The sequence below is a fragment of the Stenotrophomonas sp. S4 genome (assembly GCF_054187805.2).
Genome location: NZ_CM196188.1, coordinates 2202365 through 2221287 on the forward strand (window position 1 = coordinate 2202365; position 18923 = coordinate 2221287).

15 protein-coding genes are annotated in these 18923 nt (G+C 65.7%); 5 read left to right on the forward strand and 10 right to left on the reverse strand.

What is annotated here, in order from left to right; translation table 11 throughout:
• Positions 1 to 74: 74 nt before the first annotated feature.
• The 3 genes from betA to betI all read right to left on the reverse strand — a co-directional run bounded on the left by betA (position 75) and on the right by betI (position 3960).
• Complete coding sequence (betA, locus tag ACUZUJ_RS10310) at positions 75 to 1757, reverse strand: choline dehydrogenase (RefSeq protein ID WP_119006204.1); 1683 nt, start codon at positions 1755 to 1757, stop codon at positions 75 to 77.
• 101 nt (positions 1758 to 1858) lie between these two features.
• Positions 1859 to 3331 carry a betaine-aldehyde dehydrogenase gene (betB, locus tag ACUZUJ_RS10315; protein WP_101765391.1) on the reverse strand — a complete coding sequence of 491 codons (1473 nt, stop codon included), beginning with the start codon at positions 3329 to 3331 and terminating at the stop codon, positions 1859 to 1861.
• Positions 3332 to 3369: 38 nt separating this feature from the next.
• On the reverse strand, positions 3370 to 3960 hold the full coding sequence (gene betI / locus ACUZUJ_RS10320; protein WP_014037076.1) for a transcriptional regulator BetI: 591 nt from the start codon (positions 3958 to 3960) through the stop codon (positions 3370 to 3372).
• A gap of 170 nt (positions 3961 to 4130) precedes the next feature.
• On the opposite strand from betI, the gene ACUZUJ_RS10325 reads away from it, so the two are divergent.
• Both ACUZUJ_RS10325 and ACUZUJ_RS10330 read left to right on the forward strand, forming a co-directional pair.
• A complete protein-coding gene (locus tag ACUZUJ_RS10325) occupies positions 4131 to 5681 on the forward strand; it encodes a BCCT family transporter (protein WP_097048057.1) in 1551 nt (516 codons plus the stop codon).
• 191 nt (positions 5682 to 5872) lie between these two features.
• On the forward strand, positions 5873 to 6316 hold the full coding sequence (locus ACUZUJ_RS10330; protein ID WP_014037078.1) for a hypothetical protein: 444 nt from the start codon (positions 5873 to 5875) through the stop codon (positions 6314 to 6316).
• Positions 6317 to 6442: 126 nt separating this feature from the next.
• On the opposite strand, the gene acnA is transcribed toward ACUZUJ_RS10330, so the two are convergent.
• A complete protein-coding gene (acnA, locus tag ACUZUJ_RS10335) occupies positions 6443 to 9196 on the reverse strand; it encodes an aconitate hydratase AcnA (protein WP_458220940.1) in 2754 nt (917 codons plus the stop codon).
• A 302-nt stretch (positions 9197 to 9498) separates the two neighbouring features.
• Here acnA and ACUZUJ_RS10340 point away from each other — a divergent pair, with 302 nt between their 5' ends.
• The 3 genes from ACUZUJ_RS10340 to acnB are packed head-to-tail and all read left to right on the forward strand — an operon-like array spanning position 9499 to position 12760.
• Positions 9499 to 9723 carry an AbrB/MazE/SpoVT family DNA-binding domain-containing protein gene (locus ACUZUJ_RS10340; protein WP_005409505.1) on the forward strand — a complete coding sequence of 75 codons (225 nt, stop codon included), beginning with the start codon at positions 9499 to 9501 and terminating at the stop codon, positions 9721 to 9723.
• Positions 9724 to 9729: 6 nt separating this feature from the next.
• On the forward strand, positions 9730 to 10128 hold the full coding sequence (locus ACUZUJ_RS10345; protein WP_008267153.1) for a type II toxin-antitoxin system VapC family toxin: 399 nt from the start codon (positions 9730 to 9732) through the stop codon (positions 10126 to 10128).
• Between the two features lie 40 nt (positions 10129 to 10168).
• Positions 10169 to 12760 carry a bifunctional aconitate hydratase 2/2-methylisocitrate dehydratase gene (gene acnB / locus ACUZUJ_RS10350; protein WP_458220941.1) on the forward strand — a complete coding sequence of 864 codons (2592 nt, stop codon included), beginning with the start codon at positions 10169 to 10171 and terminating at the stop codon, positions 12758 to 12760.
• A gap of 92 nt (positions 12761 to 12852) precedes the next feature.
• Here acnB and ACUZUJ_RS10355 read toward each other — a convergent pair whose 3' ends face one another.
• The 6 genes from ACUZUJ_RS10355 to ACUZUJ_RS10380 form a co-directional block, all read right to left on the reverse strand.
• Positions 12853 to 14340 carry an XVIPCD domain-containing protein gene (locus tag ACUZUJ_RS10355; RefSeq protein ID WP_458220942.1) on the reverse strand — a complete coding sequence of 496 codons (1488 nt, stop codon included), beginning with the start codon at positions 14338 to 14340 and terminating at the stop codon, positions 12853 to 12855.
• Positions 14337 to 14975: a hypothetical protein gene (locus ACUZUJ_RS10360; RefSeq protein ID WP_119006208.1), complete on the reverse strand. Its 639-nt coding sequence runs from the start codon at positions 14973 to 14975 to the stop codon at positions 14337 to 14339. The genes ACUZUJ_RS10355 and ACUZUJ_RS10360 overlap by 4 nt, the downstream gene beginning before the upstream one ends.
• A gap of 273 nt (positions 14976 to 15248) precedes the next feature.
• A complete protein-coding gene (locus ACUZUJ_RS10365) occupies positions 15249 to 16052 on the reverse strand; it encodes an alpha/beta fold hydrolase (RefSeq protein WP_101765396.1) in 804 nt (267 codons plus the stop codon).
• Positions 16053 to 16369: 317 nt separating this feature from the next.
• On the reverse strand, positions 16370 to 17443 hold the full coding sequence (locus tag ACUZUJ_RS10370) for a protein-glutamate methylesterase/protein-glutamine glutaminase (RefSeq protein WP_119006210.1): 1074 nt from the start codon (positions 17441 to 17443) through the stop codon (positions 16370 to 16372).
• Positions 17440 to 18036, reverse strand: coding sequence for a chemoreceptor glutamine deamidase CheD (gene cheD / locus ACUZUJ_RS10375; RefSeq protein WP_008264676.1), 597 nt, complete (start codon positions 18034 to 18036; stop codon positions 17440 to 17442). Before cheD ends, ACUZUJ_RS10370 begins: the two co-directional genes overlap by 4 nt.
• A complete protein-coding gene (locus ACUZUJ_RS10380; protein ID WP_014037084.1) occupies positions 18033 to 18902 on the reverse strand; it encodes a CheR family methyltransferase in 870 nt (289 codons plus the stop codon). The genes cheD and ACUZUJ_RS10380 overlap by 4 nt, the downstream gene beginning before the upstream one ends.
• Positions 18903 to 18923 lie beyond the last annotated feature (21 nt).

The window sequence follows — 18923 nt, forward strand, 5'->3', positions numbered from 1 at the left end:
TCTGCAGCAACCGCGATGTCGGGCGATGCCGGCCAGCGGCCGGCACTACCGTGGCGCCAAGCAGGCCGCCTGCGTCAGCCCTGCTTGCGCACCGGTGCGCCGTTGGCCTTGTAGTACGCCGCGGTGCTGCGGGCCAGCGGGGTGCGACCGCGGATCACGTCGGCCAGCTTCTCGGCCATCATGATGGTCGGCGCGTTGAGGTTGCCGGTCACCACCTGCGGCATGATCGAGGCATCGACGATGCGCAGGCCTTCCAGCCCGTGCACGCGGCCCTGGCCGTCGACCACGGCCATCGGGTCATCGGCGTGGCCCATCTTGTTCGAGCACGACGGGTGGTAGGCGGTCTCAGCGTGCTCACGGACGAACGCATCGATCTGCGCATCGGTCTGCAGCGCGCTGCCCGGCGAGATCTCGCGGCCGCTGTACGGGGCCAGTGCCGGCTGCGCGAAGATCTCGCGGGTGATGCGGATCGCCGCACGGAACTCGCGCCAGTCCTGGTCGTGCGACATGTAGTTGAACAGGATGCTCGGATGTTCGCGCGGGTCCTTCGAACGCACATGGATGCGGCCGCGGCTGGGCGAGCGCATCGAACCGACGTGCATCTGGAAGCTGTGCGCCTTGATCGGGTTGGAGCCGTTGTAATTGATCGCTACCGGCAGGAAGTGGTACTGCAGGTTCGGCCAGTCGAACTCGGCGTCGCTGCGGATGAAGCCACCGGCCTCGAACTGGTTGCTGGCGCCGATGCCGGTGCCCAGGAACAGCCACTCGGCACCGATCGCCGGCTGGTTGTACAGCTTCAGTGCCGGCGCCAGCGACACCGGCTTCTTGCACTCGTACTGCAGGTACATTTCGAGGTGATCCTGCAGGTTGGCGCCGACGCCCGGCAGATGGTGCACCAGGTCGATGTCCAGGCTGCGCAGCAGGTCGGCCGGGCCCACGCCCGAGCGCTGCAGGATCTGCGGCGAGGCGATGGCGCCGCCGCACAGCAGCACTTCGCGGCGGGCGGTGGCGCGCTGCGGCTGGTCGTTGTGCAGCCATTGCACGCCCACCGCGCGCTTGCCCGAGAACAGGATGCGGTCGGTCAGCGCGTGGGTGACGATGGTCAGGTTCGGGCGCGGCTTGGCCAGGTCCAGGTAGCCGCGAGCGGTGCTGGAACGACGGCCCTTCGGGGTCACCGTGCGGTCCATCGGGCCGAAACCTTCCTGCTGGTAGCCGTTGAGGTCGTCGGTGCGCGGGTAGCCGGCCTGCACGCCGGCTTCGACCATTGCAGCGAACAGCTCGTTGTTGCCGGCCTTCGGCGTGGTCACGCGCAGAGGGCCGTCGCCACCGTGGTAGTCATTGGGGCCGATGTCGCGGGTTTCGGCTTTGCGGAAGTACGGCAGGCAGTCCAGGTAGGTCCAGTCTTCCAGGCCCGGCATGCTGGCCCAGTTGTCATAGTCCATCGCGTTGCCGCGGATGTAGCACATGCCGTTGATCAGCGACGAGCCGCCCAGGCCCTTGCCGCGGCCGCAGTCCATGCGGCGGTTGTTCATGAAGGGCTCGGGATCGGTCTTGTACGCCCAGTTGTAGCGCTTGCCCTGCAGCGGGAAGGCCAGTGCCGCCGGCATCTGGGTACGGAAGTCGAGCCGGTAGTCCGGGCCACCGGCTTCCAGCAGCAGCACGCTGACATCGGCATCTTCGGTGAGGCGGGTGGCCAGCACGTTGCCGGCCGAACCGGCGCCGATGATGATGTAGTCGTACTCGTTATGGGTGCTCATGGGTGTCTCCTGCAGGCCGGGGCGCGCTGCATGCAGGCGTCCCGGCGGGATGTCGGATCGGCGCGGTGGCCGGACGATGGGGCGTGCTCGCGGCGCGCCGGTCAGAACACGCTGGCGTAGTCGCCCAGCTCGACCTGCACCGACTTGATGCGGGTGTAGTGGCCGAGGGTGGAGATACCGTTCTCGCGGCCAACGCCGGATTCCTTGTAGCCACCGACCGGCATTTCGGCCGGCGATTCACCCCAGGTGTTGATCCAGCAGATGCCGGCTTCCAGGCGGTGGATGATGCGATGGGCGCGGCTGACGTCCTTGCTGACCACACCGGCGGCGAGGCCGAAGGTGGTGTCGTTGGCGCGGCGCACCACTTCGTCTTCGTCGTCGTAGGCGAGGATGCTCATCACCGGCCCGAAGATCTCTTCCTTGACGATGGTCATGTCATCGCGGCAGTCGGAGAACACGGTCGGCAGCACGTAGGCGCCGTTGGCCAGCGCGCCTTCGGTGGCACGGCCGCCGCCGGTCAGCAGGCGGGCGCCTTCGGCCTTGCCGCTTTCGATGTAGCGCAGCACGTTTTCCATGTGCGGGAAGCTGGTCAGCGGGCCGAAGTTGGTCTCGGCGGCCATGGGGTCGCCGATGCGGATGCGCTTGACGCGCTCGACAACGGCGGCTTCGAACGCGGCCAGCATGCTGCGCGGCACGAACACGCGGGTGCCGTTGGTGCAGACCTGGCCGGAGCTGAAGAAGTTGGCCATCACCGCGATGTCGGCGGCACGGTCGAGGTCGGCGTCATCGCAGATCACCAGCGGCGACTTGCCGCCCAGCTCCATGGTCACTTCCTTCAGCGACGAGGACGCGGCGCTGGCCATCACCTTCTTGCCGGTGGCGACGCCGCCGGTGAAGGAGATCTTCTCGATCACCGGGTGCTCGGTCAGCCACTGGCCGATCTCGCGGCCCGGGCCCTGCACGACGTTGAACACGCCGGCCGGCACGCCCGCTTCGGTGTAGATCTCGGCCAGCCGGATCGCGGTCAGCGGGGTCACTTCGGACGGCTTGAACACCATCGCGTTGCCGGCGGCCAGGGCCGGGGCCGACTTCCACATGGCGATCTGGATCGGGTAGTTCCAGGCGCCGATGCCGGCGACCACGCCCAGCGGCTCGCGGCGGGTGTAGAAGAAGCTCGATTCGCGCAGTGGCAGCTGGATGCCTTCAATGGCGGTGGCCAGGCCGGCGTAGTACTCGACCACGTCGGCACCGGTGACGATGTCCACGGTGGTGGTTTCGGCCAGTGCCTTGCCGGTGTCCAGCGTTTCCAGTTGTGCCAGTTCGTCGTTGCGCTCGCGCAGGATCTCGACGGCGCGGCGCAGGATGCGCGAACGCTCCATGGCGGTCATCGCGGCCCACACCTTCTGGCCTTCGGCCGCGCTCTGCACGGCGCGTTCGACGTCGGCCTGGCTGGCGACCTGCACTTCAGCGATCACTTCACCGGTGGCCGGGTTGACGGATTTGAAGGTCTTGCCGCTTGTGGCATCGACCCGCTGGCCGTGGATGTAGAGCTGTTGGACGGGCAGGGTGGTCATGGGGCGTACTCCTTGGAAGGGGGCGGGTGCTGAAGCGCTTATAGCGCGACAGCCTGCAACTGGAAGTCGATGTAGCCGTAAGCGATGCGCCGGGACTTCTCGGCGTTGAACTGGCCGCCAACCAGGCTGCCGCGCAGCCACAGGCCGTCGATCATCGCGGCCAGGCCGCGGGCGGCCAGGCGGGCCTGCGGATGGGGCAGCAGGCGGTTGAACTGGTGGCACAGGTTGGAGAACAGGCGCTGGTCGTTGGCGCGCTGCAGCCGGGCCAGTTCCGGCTGGTGCATGCTCGCGGCCCAGAAGGTGAGCCAGACGCGCATCGCGGTGCCGTTGATCTGGCTGTCGTCGAAGTTGCCATCGACGATGGCGCGCAATTGGTCGCGCGGGTCGTCGCCGACCTCGGCGCGGTAGCGGGCAACGGCGTCCTTCAACTCGCGCAGGATCTGCCGCATTGCAGCATTGAGCAGGCCGTCCTTGTCGCCGAAGTAGTGGGCGACGATGCCGCTGGACAGCCCTGCCTTCTTCGCGATGGTGGCGACGGTCGCATCGGCCATGCCGATCTCGTCGATGGTCTGGAAAGTGGCCCGGATCAGCTGTTCGCGCCGTACCGGTTCCACGCCTTTCTTCGGCATTGTCTCTCCACGGATTGCGACCCGAAGGATCGGGCTGCCGGCCATTATGCTTTTTATTGATTGAACGTTCAATCAATAAACCCTAGGATGCGCTCGCGCCCCACGCCATGGGCCCGGTTTACCGGTCCGGCCCCGCCCATGTGCTCCCTCGGACTTGATGAGACGACCCCATGTCTTCCCTGGCTCATCCCAAGCGTTCGCCCCTGCGCTTGAACCGTTTTGTCTTCTTCAGCTCCTCGGTGTCGATCGGCATCCTCGGGCTGCTCACCGTTCTCTATCCCGAAGGCAGCGAGCACTGGCTGCAATGGGCGCAGGCCGAGGTGTCGGCTGCGTTCGGCTGGTGGTACATGCTGCTGATCGTGCTGTGCCTGGGCTTCGTGCTGTGGCTGGCGTTCTCGCCGTATGGCCGCATCCGCCTTGGCCACAACGAGGAATCACCGGCCTTCGGCTACGTCGCCTGGGTCTCGATGCTGTTCTCGGCCGGCATCGGCATCGCGCTGCTGTACTACGGCGCCTACGAGCCGCTGGACCACTTCCTGCATCCGCCCGGGCAACCCGGCGGGACCGTGGCCGCCGGCCGCGAAGCGATGGTGCTGACCTTCCTGCACTGGGGCCTGCACGGCTGGGCGCTGTACGCGCTGGTCGGCGTGGCCCTGGGCTACTTCGCCTACCGCCGCGACCTGCCGCTGGCGCTGCGCTCGGCGCTGTACCCGATCTTCGGTGAGCGCATCCACGGCCGCATTGGCGACATGGTCGATGGCTTCGGCATCCTGGCCACGCTGATCTCGATGGTGACCAACCTCGGCATCGGCGCGCTGGTGGTGCAGTCCGGCCTGGTCTACCTGTTCCACATCCCGGATACGCCGCAGGTGCTGGTGGCGATCGTGCTGGTGATGATGGTGGTGGCCACCATCGGCGTGGTCGCCGGTGTCGAGAAGGGCATTGCCTGGCTGTCCAACCTCAATGTGCGCCTGTTGTGTGGCCTGCTGCTGTTCGTGCTGGTCACCGGCCCGACGCTGCACCTGTTCGACGGCCTGATCCAGAACACTGGCGATTACCTCGGCGCGTTCGTGCGCAAGAGCTTCGACATGTACCTCAACGACCCGAAGGGCCGTGAGTGGATGGGCTCGTGGACGCTGTTCTACTGGGCCTGGTGGATCGCCTGGGCGCCGTTCGTCGGTCTTTTCGTGGCGCGCATCTCGCGTGGCCGCACCATCCGCGAAGTGATCATGGGCGTGCTGCTGATTCCGCTCGGCTTCACCCTGGCGTGGCTGTCGATCTTCGGCAACACCGCCATCGACCTGGTGCTCAATCACGGCCAGGCGATCCTGGGTGACGTGGCCCAGCACGATGCGGCGATGACGCTGTTCAAGCTGCTGGAGTACCTGCCCGCCGCGCCGTACGTGGCCGGCGCTGCAGTGGTGATCGGCTTCGTGCTGTTCCTGACCCCGGTCGACTCGGGCACGTTGATGATCGCCAACCTGTGCACCCGTCGCGTTGACGATGGCGTGGAGGATGGCCACGACGCGCCGATCTGGCTGCGCGTGTTCTGGGCGGCCGGCATCACCGTGGCCAGCGTCGGCCTGCTGCTGGCCGGCAACTTCAGCGCGATGCAGACGGCGGTGGTGCTGTGCGGCCTGCCGTTCTCGTTCACCCTGGCGTTCTACATGTGGGGCCTGCTGAAGGCGCTGCGCACCGACCCGGACGCACCGCGGCGGTGATCGGGCACCCGGCATCTATTATCCCGATGTCGCCGGAGATGCAGTAGAGCCAGGCCATGCCTGGCTGCGAAGAAACCGAAAGGGCCGGATCCGCGAGGGATCCGGCCCTACTCAATTTCGTAGCGAACTGAAAGACATGCAGGGTCGTTCGCGGCAATCATCGTTCAACGTTCCTTTTGCGGAGTTGAGCCATGGTCCGAATCCTGAGCTGTGCGTTGATGGTCTCGCTTTCGATGAGTGCCCATGCGGTGCCGAACGCGATGGTGCAATCGAACTTTCCAGTGATCGCGCTGGGTGAAACGGCAGAACTGAATCTGCAGCTGGCACCGCATCCTGGTGGGCTGGTGACCTATTCAATTCACACCAACGTCTATGCCAGCGAGGAGAGCAGCGGCTACCGGGTGCTGGATGTGCGCTGCCCGCCGGGCTTCCTCTCAAACGTCTACCAGGGAAACGCCGGTGCGGTGTGCTATCGCATCGAGGACACGCCGCATCCGGCCGGCGAGATGTCGGTGACAGTGTTCAACGAGGATGCGCCGGATGGGCATCTTGAGTGGGAGGAAGGCCTATGGTCGTTGGATACCAGTGGCCCCGCAGTGAAAACGTCGTGGCATCTGTTTGGCGTGCGGCCATGATCGGGAGGGTCGACGTGTGACCTGATGCGAGCGGGACAGTGTGCAGACGAAAAGGGCCGGATCCGCGAGGATCCGGCCCTTTTGTTAGGTAGTCGACCCGCAGTCGACTCTACCGAGAGTGCGGCGTTACTTGCTGGCCAGCTGGCGCAGCACGTACTGCAGCAGGCCGCCGTGGCGGAAGTACTCGACTTCCTTCGGGGTCAGCAGCATCACCGACACCTCGAAGGTCTTCTTCGTGCCATCGGCCTTGGTCGCGGTGACCGTGGCACGCTTGCTGGCACCGTCCTGCAGGCCGGTGATGTCGATCGTTTCCGAGCCGTCCAGGCCCAGGCTCTGCGCGTTCTCGCCGTTGCGGAACTGCAGCGGCAGCACGCCCATGCCAACCAGGTTGGAGCGGTGGATGCGCTCGAAGCTTTCGGCGATGACGGCCTTCACCCCCAGCAGCAGGGTGCCCTTGGCCGCCCAGTCACGCGACGAGCCAGTGCCGTACTCCTTGCCGGCCAGCACCACCAGCGGCACCTTGTCCGCCTTGTACTTCATGGCGGCATCGTAGATCGCCAGCTTCTCCGGCTGGCCACCACCGGCGGGGTAGTACAGGGTGTTGCCGCCTTCCTCGCCACCGAACATCAGGTTCTTGATGCGGATGTTGGCGAAGGTGCCGCGGACCATCACGTCATCGTTGCCGCGGCGGCTGCCGTAGCTGTTGAAGTCGGCCGGCTGCACGCCGCGTTCCTGCAGGAAGCGGCCTGCCGGCGAGTCCTTCTTGATGTTGCCGGCCGGGGAGATGTGGTCGGTGGTGATCGAATCGCCGAACAGGCCCATCACGCGTGCGCCGTGCACGTCGTCGATGCTGCCGGTCTGCATGGTCATGCCATCGAAGTACGGCGGGTTCTTGATGTACGTGGAGGCATCGCTCCATTCGTACAGGTTGCCGTCCGGCGAGGCGATGGTGTTCCAGCGGGTGTCACCCTTGAACACGTCGGCGTAGTTCTGCTTGAACATCTCCGGGCCGATGGTGGCGGCGATGACATCGCCGATTTCCTTGTTGCTCGGCCAGATGTCGCGCAGGAACACCGGCTGGCCATCGCTGCCGGTGCCCAGCGGCTGGGTGGTCAGGTCGATGTCGGTGGTGCCGGCGATGGCATAGGCCACCACCAGCGGCGGGCTGGCCAGGTAGTTCATCTTCACTTCGGGGTGCACGCGGCCCTCGAAGTTGCGGTTGCCCGACAGCACCGAGGTGACCACCAGGTCGCCGGTGGCGATGCCGGCACTGACTTCGGTCGGCAGCGGGCCGGAGTTGCCGATGCAGGTGGTGCAGCCGTAGCCGACCACGTAGAAGCCGATCTTCTCCAGCTCCTTCAGCACGCCGGCCTTTTCCAGGTAGTCGGTGACCACGCGCGAGCCCGGCCCGAGCGAGGTCTTCACCCACGGCTGGCGGTTCAGGCCCTTGGCGGCCGCGTTGCGGGCCAGCAGGCCGGCGCCGATCATCACCGCCGGGTTGGAGGTGTTGGTGCACGAGGTGATGGCGGCGATGACCACCGCGCCATCCTTCAGCCGTACCTTGCGATTCTCGATCTCGATGTCGGCGAAGCCCTTGGCCAGCTGCTCGTTGCCGACTGCGGCGCCACCGCCTTCATTGACGAACGAGGACACATCCTCGCTGCGCTTGTCACGGTTGGCGGTCATGCCGACCAGCGCTTCGCGGTAGTTCTTCTGCACGTCTTCCAGCAGCACGCGGTCCTGCGGGCGCTTCGGGCCGGCCAGCGAGGGCTTCACCGTGCCCATGTCCAGTTCCAGCGTGGTGCTGTACTGGGCATGCGGGCTGCCCGGTTCGTGCCACAGGCCCTGTGCCTTGGCATAGGCTTCGACCAGGTCGATCTGCTCTTCGCTGCGGCCGGACAGGCGCAGGTAGTTCAGCGACTCGGCGTCGATCGGGAAGATGCCGCAGGTGGCGCCGTATTCCGGGGCCATGTTGCCGATGGTGGCACGGTCGGCCAGCGGCAGGTGCTGCAGGCCGTCACCGTAGAACTCGACGAACTTGCCGACCACGCCCAGCTTGCGCAGCATCTGGGTGACGGTCAGCACCAGGTCGGTGGCGGTGGCACCCTCGGGCAGCTTGCCGGTCAGCTTGAAGCCGACCACCTGCGGGATCAGCATCGAGGACGGCTGGCCGAGCATGGCCGCCTCCGCTTCGATGCCACCTACGCCCCAGCCGAGCACACCGATGCCGTTGATCATGGTGGTGTGGCTGTCGGTACCGAACACGGTATCGGGGTAGGCAACGGGCTTGCCGTCCTTGTCCGCGGTCATCACCACGCGGGCCAGGTTCTCCAGGTTCACCTGGTGGACGATGCCGGTGTTCGGCGGCACCACCTTGAAGTTGTCGAAGGCCTTCTGGCCCCAGCGCAGGAAGCCGTAGCGTTCCTGGTTGCGCTGGAATTCGATCTTGCCGTTGAGGTCCAGCGCGTCCGGCTTGCCGAACACATCGACCTGCACCGAGTGGTCGATGACCAGTTCGGAGGGAATCTGCGGATTGATCTGCTCCGGCGAACCGCCGAGCTTGACCACGGCGTCGCGCATCGCGGCCAGGTCGACCACGCAGGGCACGCCGGTGAAGTCCTGCAGGACCACGCGCGCCGGCATGAAGGCGATCTCGGTGTCCGGCTCGGCCGCCGGGTTCCAGCGGGCCACGGCTTCGATGTGGTCCTTGCCGACGGTGACGCCGCCATCCTCGTGCCGGAGCAGGTTCTCCAGCAGGATCTTCATCGAGTAGGGCAGGTGGGAGATATCGAAGCGCTGGCCCAGCGTGGGCAGGCTGAAGTAGTCGTAGGTCTTGCCGCCGACGTTCAGCTGGCTGCGGGTGGAGAACGAATCGCTCATGCGGGGTAACTCCTTCTTGCGGATGGCTTGCAGTGGCTCGCGCATGGGCGGGCCTGCTTGCGGTCGCCGCGGGCCTGGCGGCCCCGGTGGTCCCAGTATGAACCCCAGACTGAATGGATTCATCCGGGCCGGGTTCCGGCCTGCGGCATCGGTTCCAGACTACAGGGGAAGGTGTATGGCGTATGTCACGTTTGTGGCCGATCCTTTGCGAGGCAAGGGCTGGCGGGTTGCCGGTCCTGTTCAGGGTGGAAGTATGCCCGGGGAAGTATGTATAATTTGTGCATACTCTGGAGGGCCTACTGATGGAAGCCACTGTTGCAGAACGCGGACAGATCACCCTGCCCAAAGCGGTGCGTGATGCCCTCGGCCTGACCAAGGGCACGCTGCTGAAGGTCGAGCTGGACGGCAGCCGCATCATCCTGCGCAAGAGTGTTGACGATGCCATTTCACGGGCGCGCGGCAAGTTCGCGCTGGACGGCTTCGAATCGTCCGACGCGGCCGTACGCGCGGTGCGTGACGAGGAATAAGCCGTGATGATCGCCGTCGATTCACCGGTGCTGGTCGAGCTGCTCAGCAATGGTCCGCAGGCCGATGCCGTGGAAGCCATCCTCCGGCAGAGCCTGGTCGGTGGCCGCGTAGTGGTCTGCGGCGCGACCCTGGCCGAGGTCTGCGCATCGCTGCGCGGCGGCGCCGAGGTGCTCGAAGCGCTGGAAGAAATGGGCGTGCACTTCAACCCGATGGAAGCCAAGTCGGCGCTGCGCGCCGGCGAGATGCACCGCCGCCACCGCCAGCGCAGCGGCAGTCGCCGCAGCCTGGACGAATTCATGGTCGGCGCCCACGCACTGTTGCAGTGCGACGGCCTGATCACCTGGAACGACACGTTTTACCGCGACTACTTCAAGGGCCTGAAGCTGATCGTGCCGCAAGCCTGAGCCCACTTTTTTTCAACCTACGCATTACCCGGGAGTTGTCATGTTGGAAGCCTACCGCCACCACGTCGCCGAGCGCGCTGCGCTTGGCATCCCGCCGCTGCCGCTGAGCGCGCAGCAGACGGCCGATGTCATCGAGCTGCTGAAGAACCCGCCGCAGGGCGAGGCCGAGTTCCTGCTCGACCTGCTGACCCACCGCGTGCCGGCCGGCGTCGATGACGCAGCCAAGGTCAAGGCCTCGTACCTGGCGGCGATCGCCCTGGGCAACGAGCAGAACCCGCTGATCAGCCGTGAGCGCGCCACCGAACTGCTGGGCACCATGCTCGGCGGCTACAACGTCGCTCCGCTGGTGCAGCTGCTGGACGACGCCAGCGTCGGCACCATCGCCGCCAACGGTCTGAAGAAGACCCTGCTGGTGTTCGATGCGTTCCATGACGTGCAGGAAAAGGCCAAGGCGGGCAACGCCAACGCCCAGGCCGTGCTGCAGAGCTGGGCCGACGCCGAGTGGTTCACCAGCAACCCGGAAGTGCCGCAGAGCCTGACCGTCACCGTGTTCAAGGTACCGGGCGAGACCAACACCGACGACCTGTCGCCGGCACCGGACGCGACCACCCGCCCGGACATCCCGATGCACGCCCTGGCGATGCTGAAGAACAAGCGCGACGACGCGCCGTTCACCCCGGAAGAAGACGGCAAGCGCGGCCCGATCCAGCAGATCCTCTCGCTGAAGGACAAGGGTCACCTGGTGGCCTACGTCGGCGATGTGGTCGGCACCGGTTCCTCGCGCAAGTCGGCCACCAACAGCGTGCTGTGGTGGACCGGCGATGACATTCCGTTCATCCCGAACAAGCGCGCCGGTGGCGTCTGCCTGGGTTCGAAGATCGCCCCGATCTTCTACAACACCATGGAAGATGCCGGCGCACTGCCGATCGAGCTGGACGTGTCGAAGATGGAGCACGGCGATGTGGTCGAGCTGCGTCCGTACGAAGGCAAGGCGCTGAAGAACGGTGAAGTGATCGCCGAGTTCCAGGTCAAGTCCGAAGTGCTGTTCGACGAAGTGCGCGCCGGTGGCCGCATTCCGCTGATCATCGGCCGTGGCCTGACCGGCAAGACGCGCGAAGCGCTGGGCCTGGCTCCGACCGATCTGTTCCGCCTGCCGGTGCAGCCGGTCGATACCGGCAAGGGCTTCTCGCTGGCGCAGAAGATGGTTGGCCGCGCCTGTGGCCTGCCGGAAGGCCAGGGCATGCGCCCGGGCACCTACTGCGAACCGAAGATGACCTCGGTCGGCTCGCAGGACACCACCGGCCCGATGACCCGTGACGAGCTGAAGGACCTGGCCTGCCTGGGCTTCTCGGCCGACCTGGTGATGCAGTCGTTCTGCCACACCGCCGCCTACCCGAAGCCGGTGGACGTGAAGACCCACCACACCCTGCCGGAGTTCATCTCCACCCGTGGCGGCGTCTCGCTGCGCCCGGGCGACGGCGTGATCCACAGCTGGCTCAACCGCATGCTGCTGCCAGACACCGTCGGTACCGGTGGTGACTCGCACACCCGTTTCCCGGTGGGCATTTCGTTCCCGGCCGGTTCGGGCCTGGTCGCCTTCGCTGCTGCCACCGGCGTCATGCCGCTGGACATGCCGGAGTCGGTGCTGGTGCGCTTCAAGGGCAAGATGCAGCCGGGCGTGACCCTGCGTGACCTGGTCAACGCGATCCCGCTGTACGCGATCAAGTCGGGCCTGCTGACCGTGGCCAAGGCTGGCAAGAAGAACATCTTCTCCGGTCGCATCCTGGAAATCGAAGGCCTGCCGGAACTGAAGGTCGAACAGGCGTTCGAACTGTCCGACGCCTCGGCCGAGCGTTCGGCGGCCGGCTGCTCGGTGCGCCTGAACAAGGAGCCGATCATCGAGTACCTCAACAGCAACATCACTCTGCTGAAGTGGATGATTGCCGAGGGTTACCAGGATCCGCGCTCGCTGCAGCGCCGTATCGAGAAGATGGAAGCGTGGCTGGCCAACCCGGAGCTGCTGGAGCCGGATGCCGACGCCGAGTACGCGGCTGTCATCGAGATCGACCTGGCCGATATCCACGAACCGATCGTGGCCTGCCCGAACGACCCGGACGACGTGAAGACCCTGTCCGAAGTCGCCGGCGCCAAGATCGACGAAGTGTTCATCGGTTCGTGCATGACCAACATCGGTCACTTCCGTGCGGCTGCCAAGCTGCTGGAAGGCAAGCGTGACCTGCCGACCCGTCTGTGGGTGGCCCCGCCGACCAAGATGGACGCCTCGGAGCTGACCAAGGAAGGCGTGTACGGCACCTTCGGCGCCACCGGCGCCCGCATGGAAATGCCGGGCTGCTCGCTGTGCATGGGCAACCAGGCGCAGATCCGCGAAGGCTCCACCGCGATGTCGACCTCGACCCGCAACTTCCCGAACCGCCTGGGGCGCAACACCAACGTGTACCTGGGTTCGGCCGAACTGGCCGCGATCTGCTCGCGCCTGGGCCGCATCCCGACCAAGGAGGAGTACATGGCGGACATCGGCGTGATCAACGCCAATGGTGCGGAGATCTACCGCTACATGAACTTCGACCAGATCGAGGAATACCAGGACGTGGCCAAGACGGTTGCTGCCTGATGCGGTAACGCCGGCCACTGGTCGGTAGCCCGTTGAAACGAAGAACCCCCGGTGAAAGCCGGGGGTTTTTTGTGTGCGCCGGGCCAGGTGGCCTAGCCCATGCGCATCGCCGTCCGGGTCTGCTCCTGGGTCTGCTCCACGGCGTGGTCTTGCTGGGCAACCTGCTGTACCTGCGACATCTGTTCAACCTTCGCGAGCGATTGCTCCACGGGCGTATTGACGGCGTCGCTGATCGCGACCGACGACCGCAGGTGTGCCGGATTGTCGAGCGCTCCCTGCACAACGAACATGCGAGGGCCGGTGCCATCGCTGGGTGGGTTGCCCAGGACCACATGATCGACGCGTTCCAGGCCGCTGCTCTTGGCCGCGGCAAGCAGGCTGGCCGTCATCCGCTCGCTGGTTTCATCGAAACTGCGCCCGTGCCTGGCATCCACAGCGGATACACCGTCGCGAATCTGCCGGTAGAGAGGTTGGTCTGGGTGGCCTTCCTTCCTGGGATCCAGGCCTGCCTTGTCCAGGGTGGATTCGATGCTCTCCTGCACTGGGTTCCTGGGAGAGAAGCCGGGATTGCCGAGAGAGGGCGAGCCCTGGTCGGTTGCATCCTGGATCAGGTGCTTCCCAGGCTTGAGCGCAGTGCGGGCCCGCTGCTCCGCTTCTGCTTCGTGGCGGGCGTACGCACCGGCCTCCTCAATACCACGCAGGTAATTGACCCCGTCGCGCAGCAGGCCAGGTCCGCCGCCGACCAGCACGGTCGCTCCGGCGCGCAGCTGATGAACATCACTGCGGTAATCGGCAATCCGGCGCAGGTCTTCAGGATCCGTGATCCGGGCCTGGGGATTGTCCAGTACAGACTGCACGGGACCCTTGTCGGTCATGCGATCAAGGAAATGAACCAATCGATGAGAGTCACCCAACTGGACCGCGACGGCGGCGGACATGACATGGCCGCTTTTCATCCCGAGCGTTCCGAGTGAGGCGATGCGCTGGCCCTGCTCGGCGTTGCGCAGAACCTCCAGTTCCTTGGGCAGCGCATACATCTCGACCTTGCCGTAATGGGGGCCGCCCGCACTGACCAGGTCGCCTGCCATCACATGGTTGGTGAAGGGCGCCGCATTGGCCGGCTGGCCCTCAGGGAGGCGATACGCCAGCCCCGCGGCACCGTAAGGATTGAAGGCGTCGCCGGGGAGGTTGTAGTGATGGGCGGTGATCTGCGCGAGCGCGCCGCCGAGGGAGTGGCCGGTGACATATACAGACCCGGATCCCCTTTCATCAGCTAATTTGATGGCTTGCTTTGTGAGCGAGAGGGCGTCGCCGAGTTGCGCGTTGACTCTGGCGGTGACCATTGCGGCGTCGATGCCGCCATCAAGCATGGGCTGACGATCAAATTCGGTGCCGCGGTGGGCGACGATGACTTCCTTTGTATTGATGTTGAGGTAGGCAATGCCCTGATATCCGCTCCCGGAGTCACGACAGGCTAGGACCTCGTACTTTGTTCCGCCGATGGTGATGTCGGAATTGGCGGGCGGAAGCGGGTCATTATAGACACTGTCCGAGAGCGTCGCGCTTTCTCTAGGATTCATTGCGATGCTCCTTCAATCCGTGTGGAGACTTCGATTGGAAAGTATTCCTTGCGCTTTTCTGGCGGCATCTTCTCGTACCAACTTGAAGGCTCCGTTGGAGTCCGCTCCGGCGATTGTCCTGTGGTCAAGGGCGGCAATGCCCGCTTTATGTAGGCAGTGAAGGTTCTCCCGCCCTCAATCTCGGTGAATAGTGCTGCGACGGACGCGCGGATTGGGCGATCATCAGTGATGAAGGAAAACGAAGCTTCTACGAGGGCAGGTGTCCAAGTGCACGGACCCCGACCGTAATAGTCGGCAACTTCCATGCCGTCGTTGAATACAACACTGCTGAATTCAGTAGCACTGAGGCGCTGTGCCTGAAGCTCAACCTTGTGCTGATTCGGCTCGTACTGCACCCCCTCCCAATTGTTGACCGGAGGGAGACAGAGTGGGTCTATCTCATACGTGACGAAGACCGAAGGAACGGGGACATCCACGGGTGCATCGTGGACCCGAATCACAATCGGCAGCGCATCCTTGGGCGCAGGATTCTCGCGGTAGACCGGATATGAGCGTTCCTTGTTGCAGCCTGGAATGGCCAGTGTGATCAATGCGATCAACGCAACATGAGCAAGGCAGGAGACGGATTTCAGCATGAGCGGTCCACGTCGCTGATCAAGGTTTTGCGGGGTGCGGCGACACCATGAAGGGCACCTCGGGGCAAATGCGACGGATTGCGCATTTCATGCTGGGGGCACGCCGGCACTTCATCCTTGTATGCCGGTGCCTCGGGGCGTTGCGGCGTATCGTTCATCGGCGTTCCATTGCTCTGCGACGTCTGACTATACGACCCGGTGCAGCTGTGCTCCAAGACCGAGGTGCAGCGCCGGAGGCGTCCCGTGGGACGCCGCCCAGCATCGGGCCGCTTGCTAGCAGGCGACGTGTAGCGACTGCCGCAACCATGCATCGAGCTGCACGCTGGTGAAGGCGGGATTCTCCAGGGTCGAGATATGCCCCGAGCCGGGTATCGATTGCAGGCGGCAACCGATCACCCTGGCCATCTGCTGCGCTTCGCTCAGGGGCCGTGGCAGGTCCTGTTCGCCGTTCAGGATCAGCGTCGTTTCCCGCTCCAGATCCTTCAAGGCGCCCAGCCGGTCCGGGCGACCGAATATCAGGCGACCCAGTGGAACCACCGCGTTCAGCAGGCGCTCGCGAGGCCAGGACAGCAGCCGTTGCCGGAACAGCAACCGGATCGGATCGTCGATGGCGATGCCTGGGCGGAAGAACAGCGGCACGATCTGTTCGGCCATGGCTTCGGGGATGCAGCCCAGCTGTTCGATCCTGTCGAGCATGCCGAAGTAGCGCTGCCGTGAGGCCTCCGGTTCCGCACCGAGGTAGGTGTCCATCAGGATCAGCGAGCGGACCTGCTCGGGGCGCTGCAGCGCCAGTTCCGCTGCCCACATGCCGCCGACCGACAAGCCAGCCACCGCGTACTGGCGGATGTCCAGCGCATCCAGCAAACGGCCGACTTCGCGTGCGAGGCAGGCCGGTGTGGTGAAGGCGGCGGACAGGGGCAGATCGTTGTCGTGGCCGGGCAGCTCCGGAAGGATCAGGCGGTAGTGCCGCGACAACACCTCGATCTGTGGCGCCCACATGTCGCGGCCCCAGAGATAGCTGCCGCCAAGAACGATGGGAAAGCCGGTGCCGATATCGTGATGGGTGAGAAGAGGCAATGAGAGGCTCCGTGGAAGGGAGCCTTACGCTGCAGGTGCAGGGAAAGCACGTCCAATGTGGCGGATCGACCAGGATCCGCCCGCCGGCGCAATCGAGGTGATTGCGGCACACATGTGCGTAAGCAGCACTAGTGAAATGCCAGTGTCCGACGGTACCGCCAGATCGAACGAGCTGAATGCGACGTCTGGCCGATGTGTTTGGCCGATGCGGAGCCGAGCATGGGCTATGCCGGGCGTCCTTGCCCGGCCCCCTTCGGGCCGTCGCAAGCGACGTTGGCAACGACTCCTGCCGTTGCCTTCGGCTCTACAGCTCCCCATCAGGCGCGGGCCAGCGCCAGCAACCGCTCGGCAATCCGTTCCAGCGGCACCTGTTCTTCGGCGGCGCCGAGCTTGAACGCTGCACCCGGCATGCCCCAGACCACGCTGGTGGCCTCGTCCTGCACCAGTGTCGGCGCGCCGGCCTGGCGCATTTCCAGCAGGCCGCGTGCGCCGTCATCGCCCATCCCGGTGAGGATGGCGCCGATGGCATTACCGCCGGCGTTCTGCGCAACCGAGCGGAACAGCACATCGACCGCGGGCTTGTGCCGGTTCACTGCCGGGCCATCATCGACACGGCAGCGCCAGCGCGCACCGTCGCGGATGATCCGCAGGTGCTTGCCGCCTGGCGGCAGGTAGGCGTGGCCGGGCAGCACAGCTTCGCCGTCGCTGGCCTCGCGCACGGCCATGGCCGAGTGGCGGTCCAGGCGCTCGGCGAAAGCACTGCTGAAGCTGGCCGGCAGGTGCTGGGTCATCACCACGGCGGGCGCGTCGGCCGGCATGCCTTCCAGCACCACGCGCAACGCTTCGGTGCCGCCGGCCGACGAGCCGATCGCGATCAGGCGGTCAGTGGTGCGGAACTGCGGAGCAGCGGGGCGCATCGCAGGCGCGGCGTCCAGCAGGAGTTTCGGTGCGGCGGCGCGCACCAGCGGGCGGACGCGTGAGCGCGCCGCCATCTTGACCTTGGCGATGATCTCGTCGGCGTAGGCCTGCAGGCCGCGTGCGACGTCCAGCTTGGGCTTGGAGACGAAGTCCACGGCGCCCAGCGCCAGCGCCTGCAGGGTGGTGTCGGCGCCGCGTTCGGTCAGCGAGGAGATCATCACCACCGGCAGCGGGTGCAGGCGCATCAGGTTTTCCAGGAACGCCAGCCCGTCCATGCGCGGCATTTCCACGTCCAGGGTGATCACGTCCGGGGCCAGGCGCTTGATCTTCTCGCGCGCCAGCAGTGGGTCGGCGGCGGTGCCGACCACGTCGATGGACGGATCGCTGGACAGGATTTCCGTGAGCATCTGGCGCACGACGGCGGAGTCGTCGACGATCAGGACCCGGCAGGGGGCGTTGCCGGTCAGGGTCATTCGAACAGCTCCACGCCGCCGGTGACCGGGGCCTTGGACAGGCGTGCACGTACCGCCGATTCGGTGGCGGCCACTTCGGCTTCATGCGCATGCGGCAGGCGCTGAACGACCACGCGGCCGGTATCGGCGAAGAACCAGATCTTGCGCGGATGGATGCCGCACAGGTCCTCGGCAATGATCGGGATGTGCTCGGCCTGCAGGTACTGGCGCACGAACTCGGCGTTGCGGGTGCCGACCGGGTTGCTGGTGAAGCCCTTGAGCACGTTGGCGCCGCCGAACACCTTGGCTTCGATGCGCTTGCGATGCGCACCGCGCTTGAGCATGTCGTTGATCAGCAGTTCCATCGCGTAGCTGCCGTAGCGCGCGGGGGCGCCATCACCGGCGTTGCCTTCGGGCAGCAGGAAGTGGTTCATGCCGCCGATCTTCAGTACCGGATCGCGCAGGCAGGCGGCCACGCAGGAACCGAGGGTGGTGGTCAGGGCCGTAGTGTCATCGACCACCAGGTATTGGGTCGGCAACAGCTTGGCGGCGATGGTCTTGAAGCGTGCGTCCTGATAGCGCATCACATCGTCGGTACGCAGCGAGGCGTTCATGCGCCGGCCTTTGCCGCACGGCGGTACAGGGTGCGGCCGCAGGGCTGGATCAGGTCGGCGGCGTGCAGATAGTTCTCCGAGTGGCCGGTGTAGAGCAGGCCGTCGTCGGCCAGGTGCTGCACCAGGCGACCGAGGATGGCGCGCTGGGTCGGCTTGTCGAAGTAGATCATCACGTTGCGGCAGAACAGCGCGTCGAACGGGCCGCCGACGTCGTAGCGCGGGGCGAGCAGGTTCAGCGGGCGGAACTCGATCAACTCGCGCAACGCCGGCAACACGCGGCACTGGCCCTCGTTGGGGCCGCTGCCGCGCTGGAAGTAGCGGCGGCGCAGGTCCGGATCCAGGCTGGTGACGCGATCGATGTTGTAGACACCGCGGCCGGCGGTGGCCAGCACCTGGGTATCGACGTCGGTGGCGATGATGCGCACCGGAGGCTTCAGCGTGCCGAAGGCCTCGCAGGCGGTGATCGCCATCGAGTAGGGCTCTTCGCCGGTGGACGCCGCGCACGACCACAGCAGCAACGGCGTGCGGCTGGAGCGCTGCTGCAGCTCCTCGCGTAGCTTGTCGAAGTGGTGCGGTTCGCGGAAGAACGAGGTCAGGTTGGTGGTCAGGGCGTTGGTGAACGCCTGCCACTCGTCACCGTCTTCCTGCTCCAGATGGTCCAGGTACTGCTGGAAGCTGCGCATGCCCAGCGTGCGCAGGCGGCGCGACAGGCGGCCATAGACCATGTCGCGCTTTGCCGGGGCGAGGGCGATGCCCACGCGCTGGTAGATCAGGTCGCAGACGCGGCGGAAATCACGGTCGGCGAACTCGAATTCGCGCGGGCCGGTAACGATGGGAGTAGGACTTTGCACGGGGGACGTGTCCATCGGCAGAGGCGGCGGCCGCAG

Coding starts and splice junctions, on each gene's coding strand:
- ACUZUJ_RS10340 (WP_005409505.1), top strand. CDS start 9,499: ATGGAAGCCACTGTTGCAGAACGCGGACAGATCACCCTGCCCAAAGCG.
- ACUZUJ_RS10360 (WP_119006208.1), bottom strand. CDS start 14,975: ATGCTGAAATCCGTCTCCTGCCTTGCTCATGTTGCGTTGATCGCATTG.
- cheD (WP_008264676.1), bottom strand. CDS start 18,036: ATGAACGCCTCGCTGCGTACCGACGATGTGATGCGCTATCAGGACGCA.
- ACUZUJ_RS10355 (WP_458220942.1), bottom strand. CDS start 14,340: ATGAATCCTAGAGAAAGCGCGACGCTCTCGGACAGTGTCTATAATGAC.
- ACUZUJ_RS10325 (WP_097048057.1), top strand. CDS start 4,131: ATGTCTTCCCTGGCTCATCCCAAGCGTTCGCCCCTGCGCTTGAACCGT.
- betI (WP_014037076.1), bottom strand. CDS start 3,960: ATGCCGAAGAAAGGCGTGGAACCGGTACGGCGCGAACAGCTGATCCGG.
- ACUZUJ_RS10330 (WP_014037078.1), top strand. CDS start 5,873: ATGGTCCGAATCCTGAGCTGTGCGTTGATGGTCTCGCTTTCGATGAGT.
- betA (WP_119006204.1), bottom strand. CDS start 1,757: ATGAGCACCCATAACGAGTACGACTACATCATCATCGGCGCCGGTTCG.
- acnB (WP_458220941.1), top strand. CDS start 10,169: ATGTTGGAAGCCTACCGCCACCACGTCGCCGAGCGCGCTGCGCTTGGC.
- acnA (WP_458220940.1), bottom strand. CDS start 9,196: ATGAGCGATTCGTTCTCCACCCGCAGCCAGCTGAACGTCGGCGGCAAG.
- betB (WP_101765391.1), bottom strand. CDS start 3,331: ATGACCACCCTGCCCGTCCAACAGCTCTACATCCACGGCCAGCGGGTC.
- ACUZUJ_RS10380 (WP_014037084.1), bottom strand. CDS start 18,902: ATGGACACGTCCCCCGTGCAAAGTCCTACTCCCATCGTTACCGGCCCG.
- ACUZUJ_RS10345 (WP_008267153.1), top strand. CDS start 9,730: ATGATCGCCGTCGATTCACCGGTGCTGGTCGAGCTGCTCAGCAATGGT.
- ACUZUJ_RS10370 (WP_119006210.1), bottom strand. CDS start 17,443: ATGACCCTGACCGGCAACGCCCCCTGCCGGGTCCTGATCGTCGACGAC.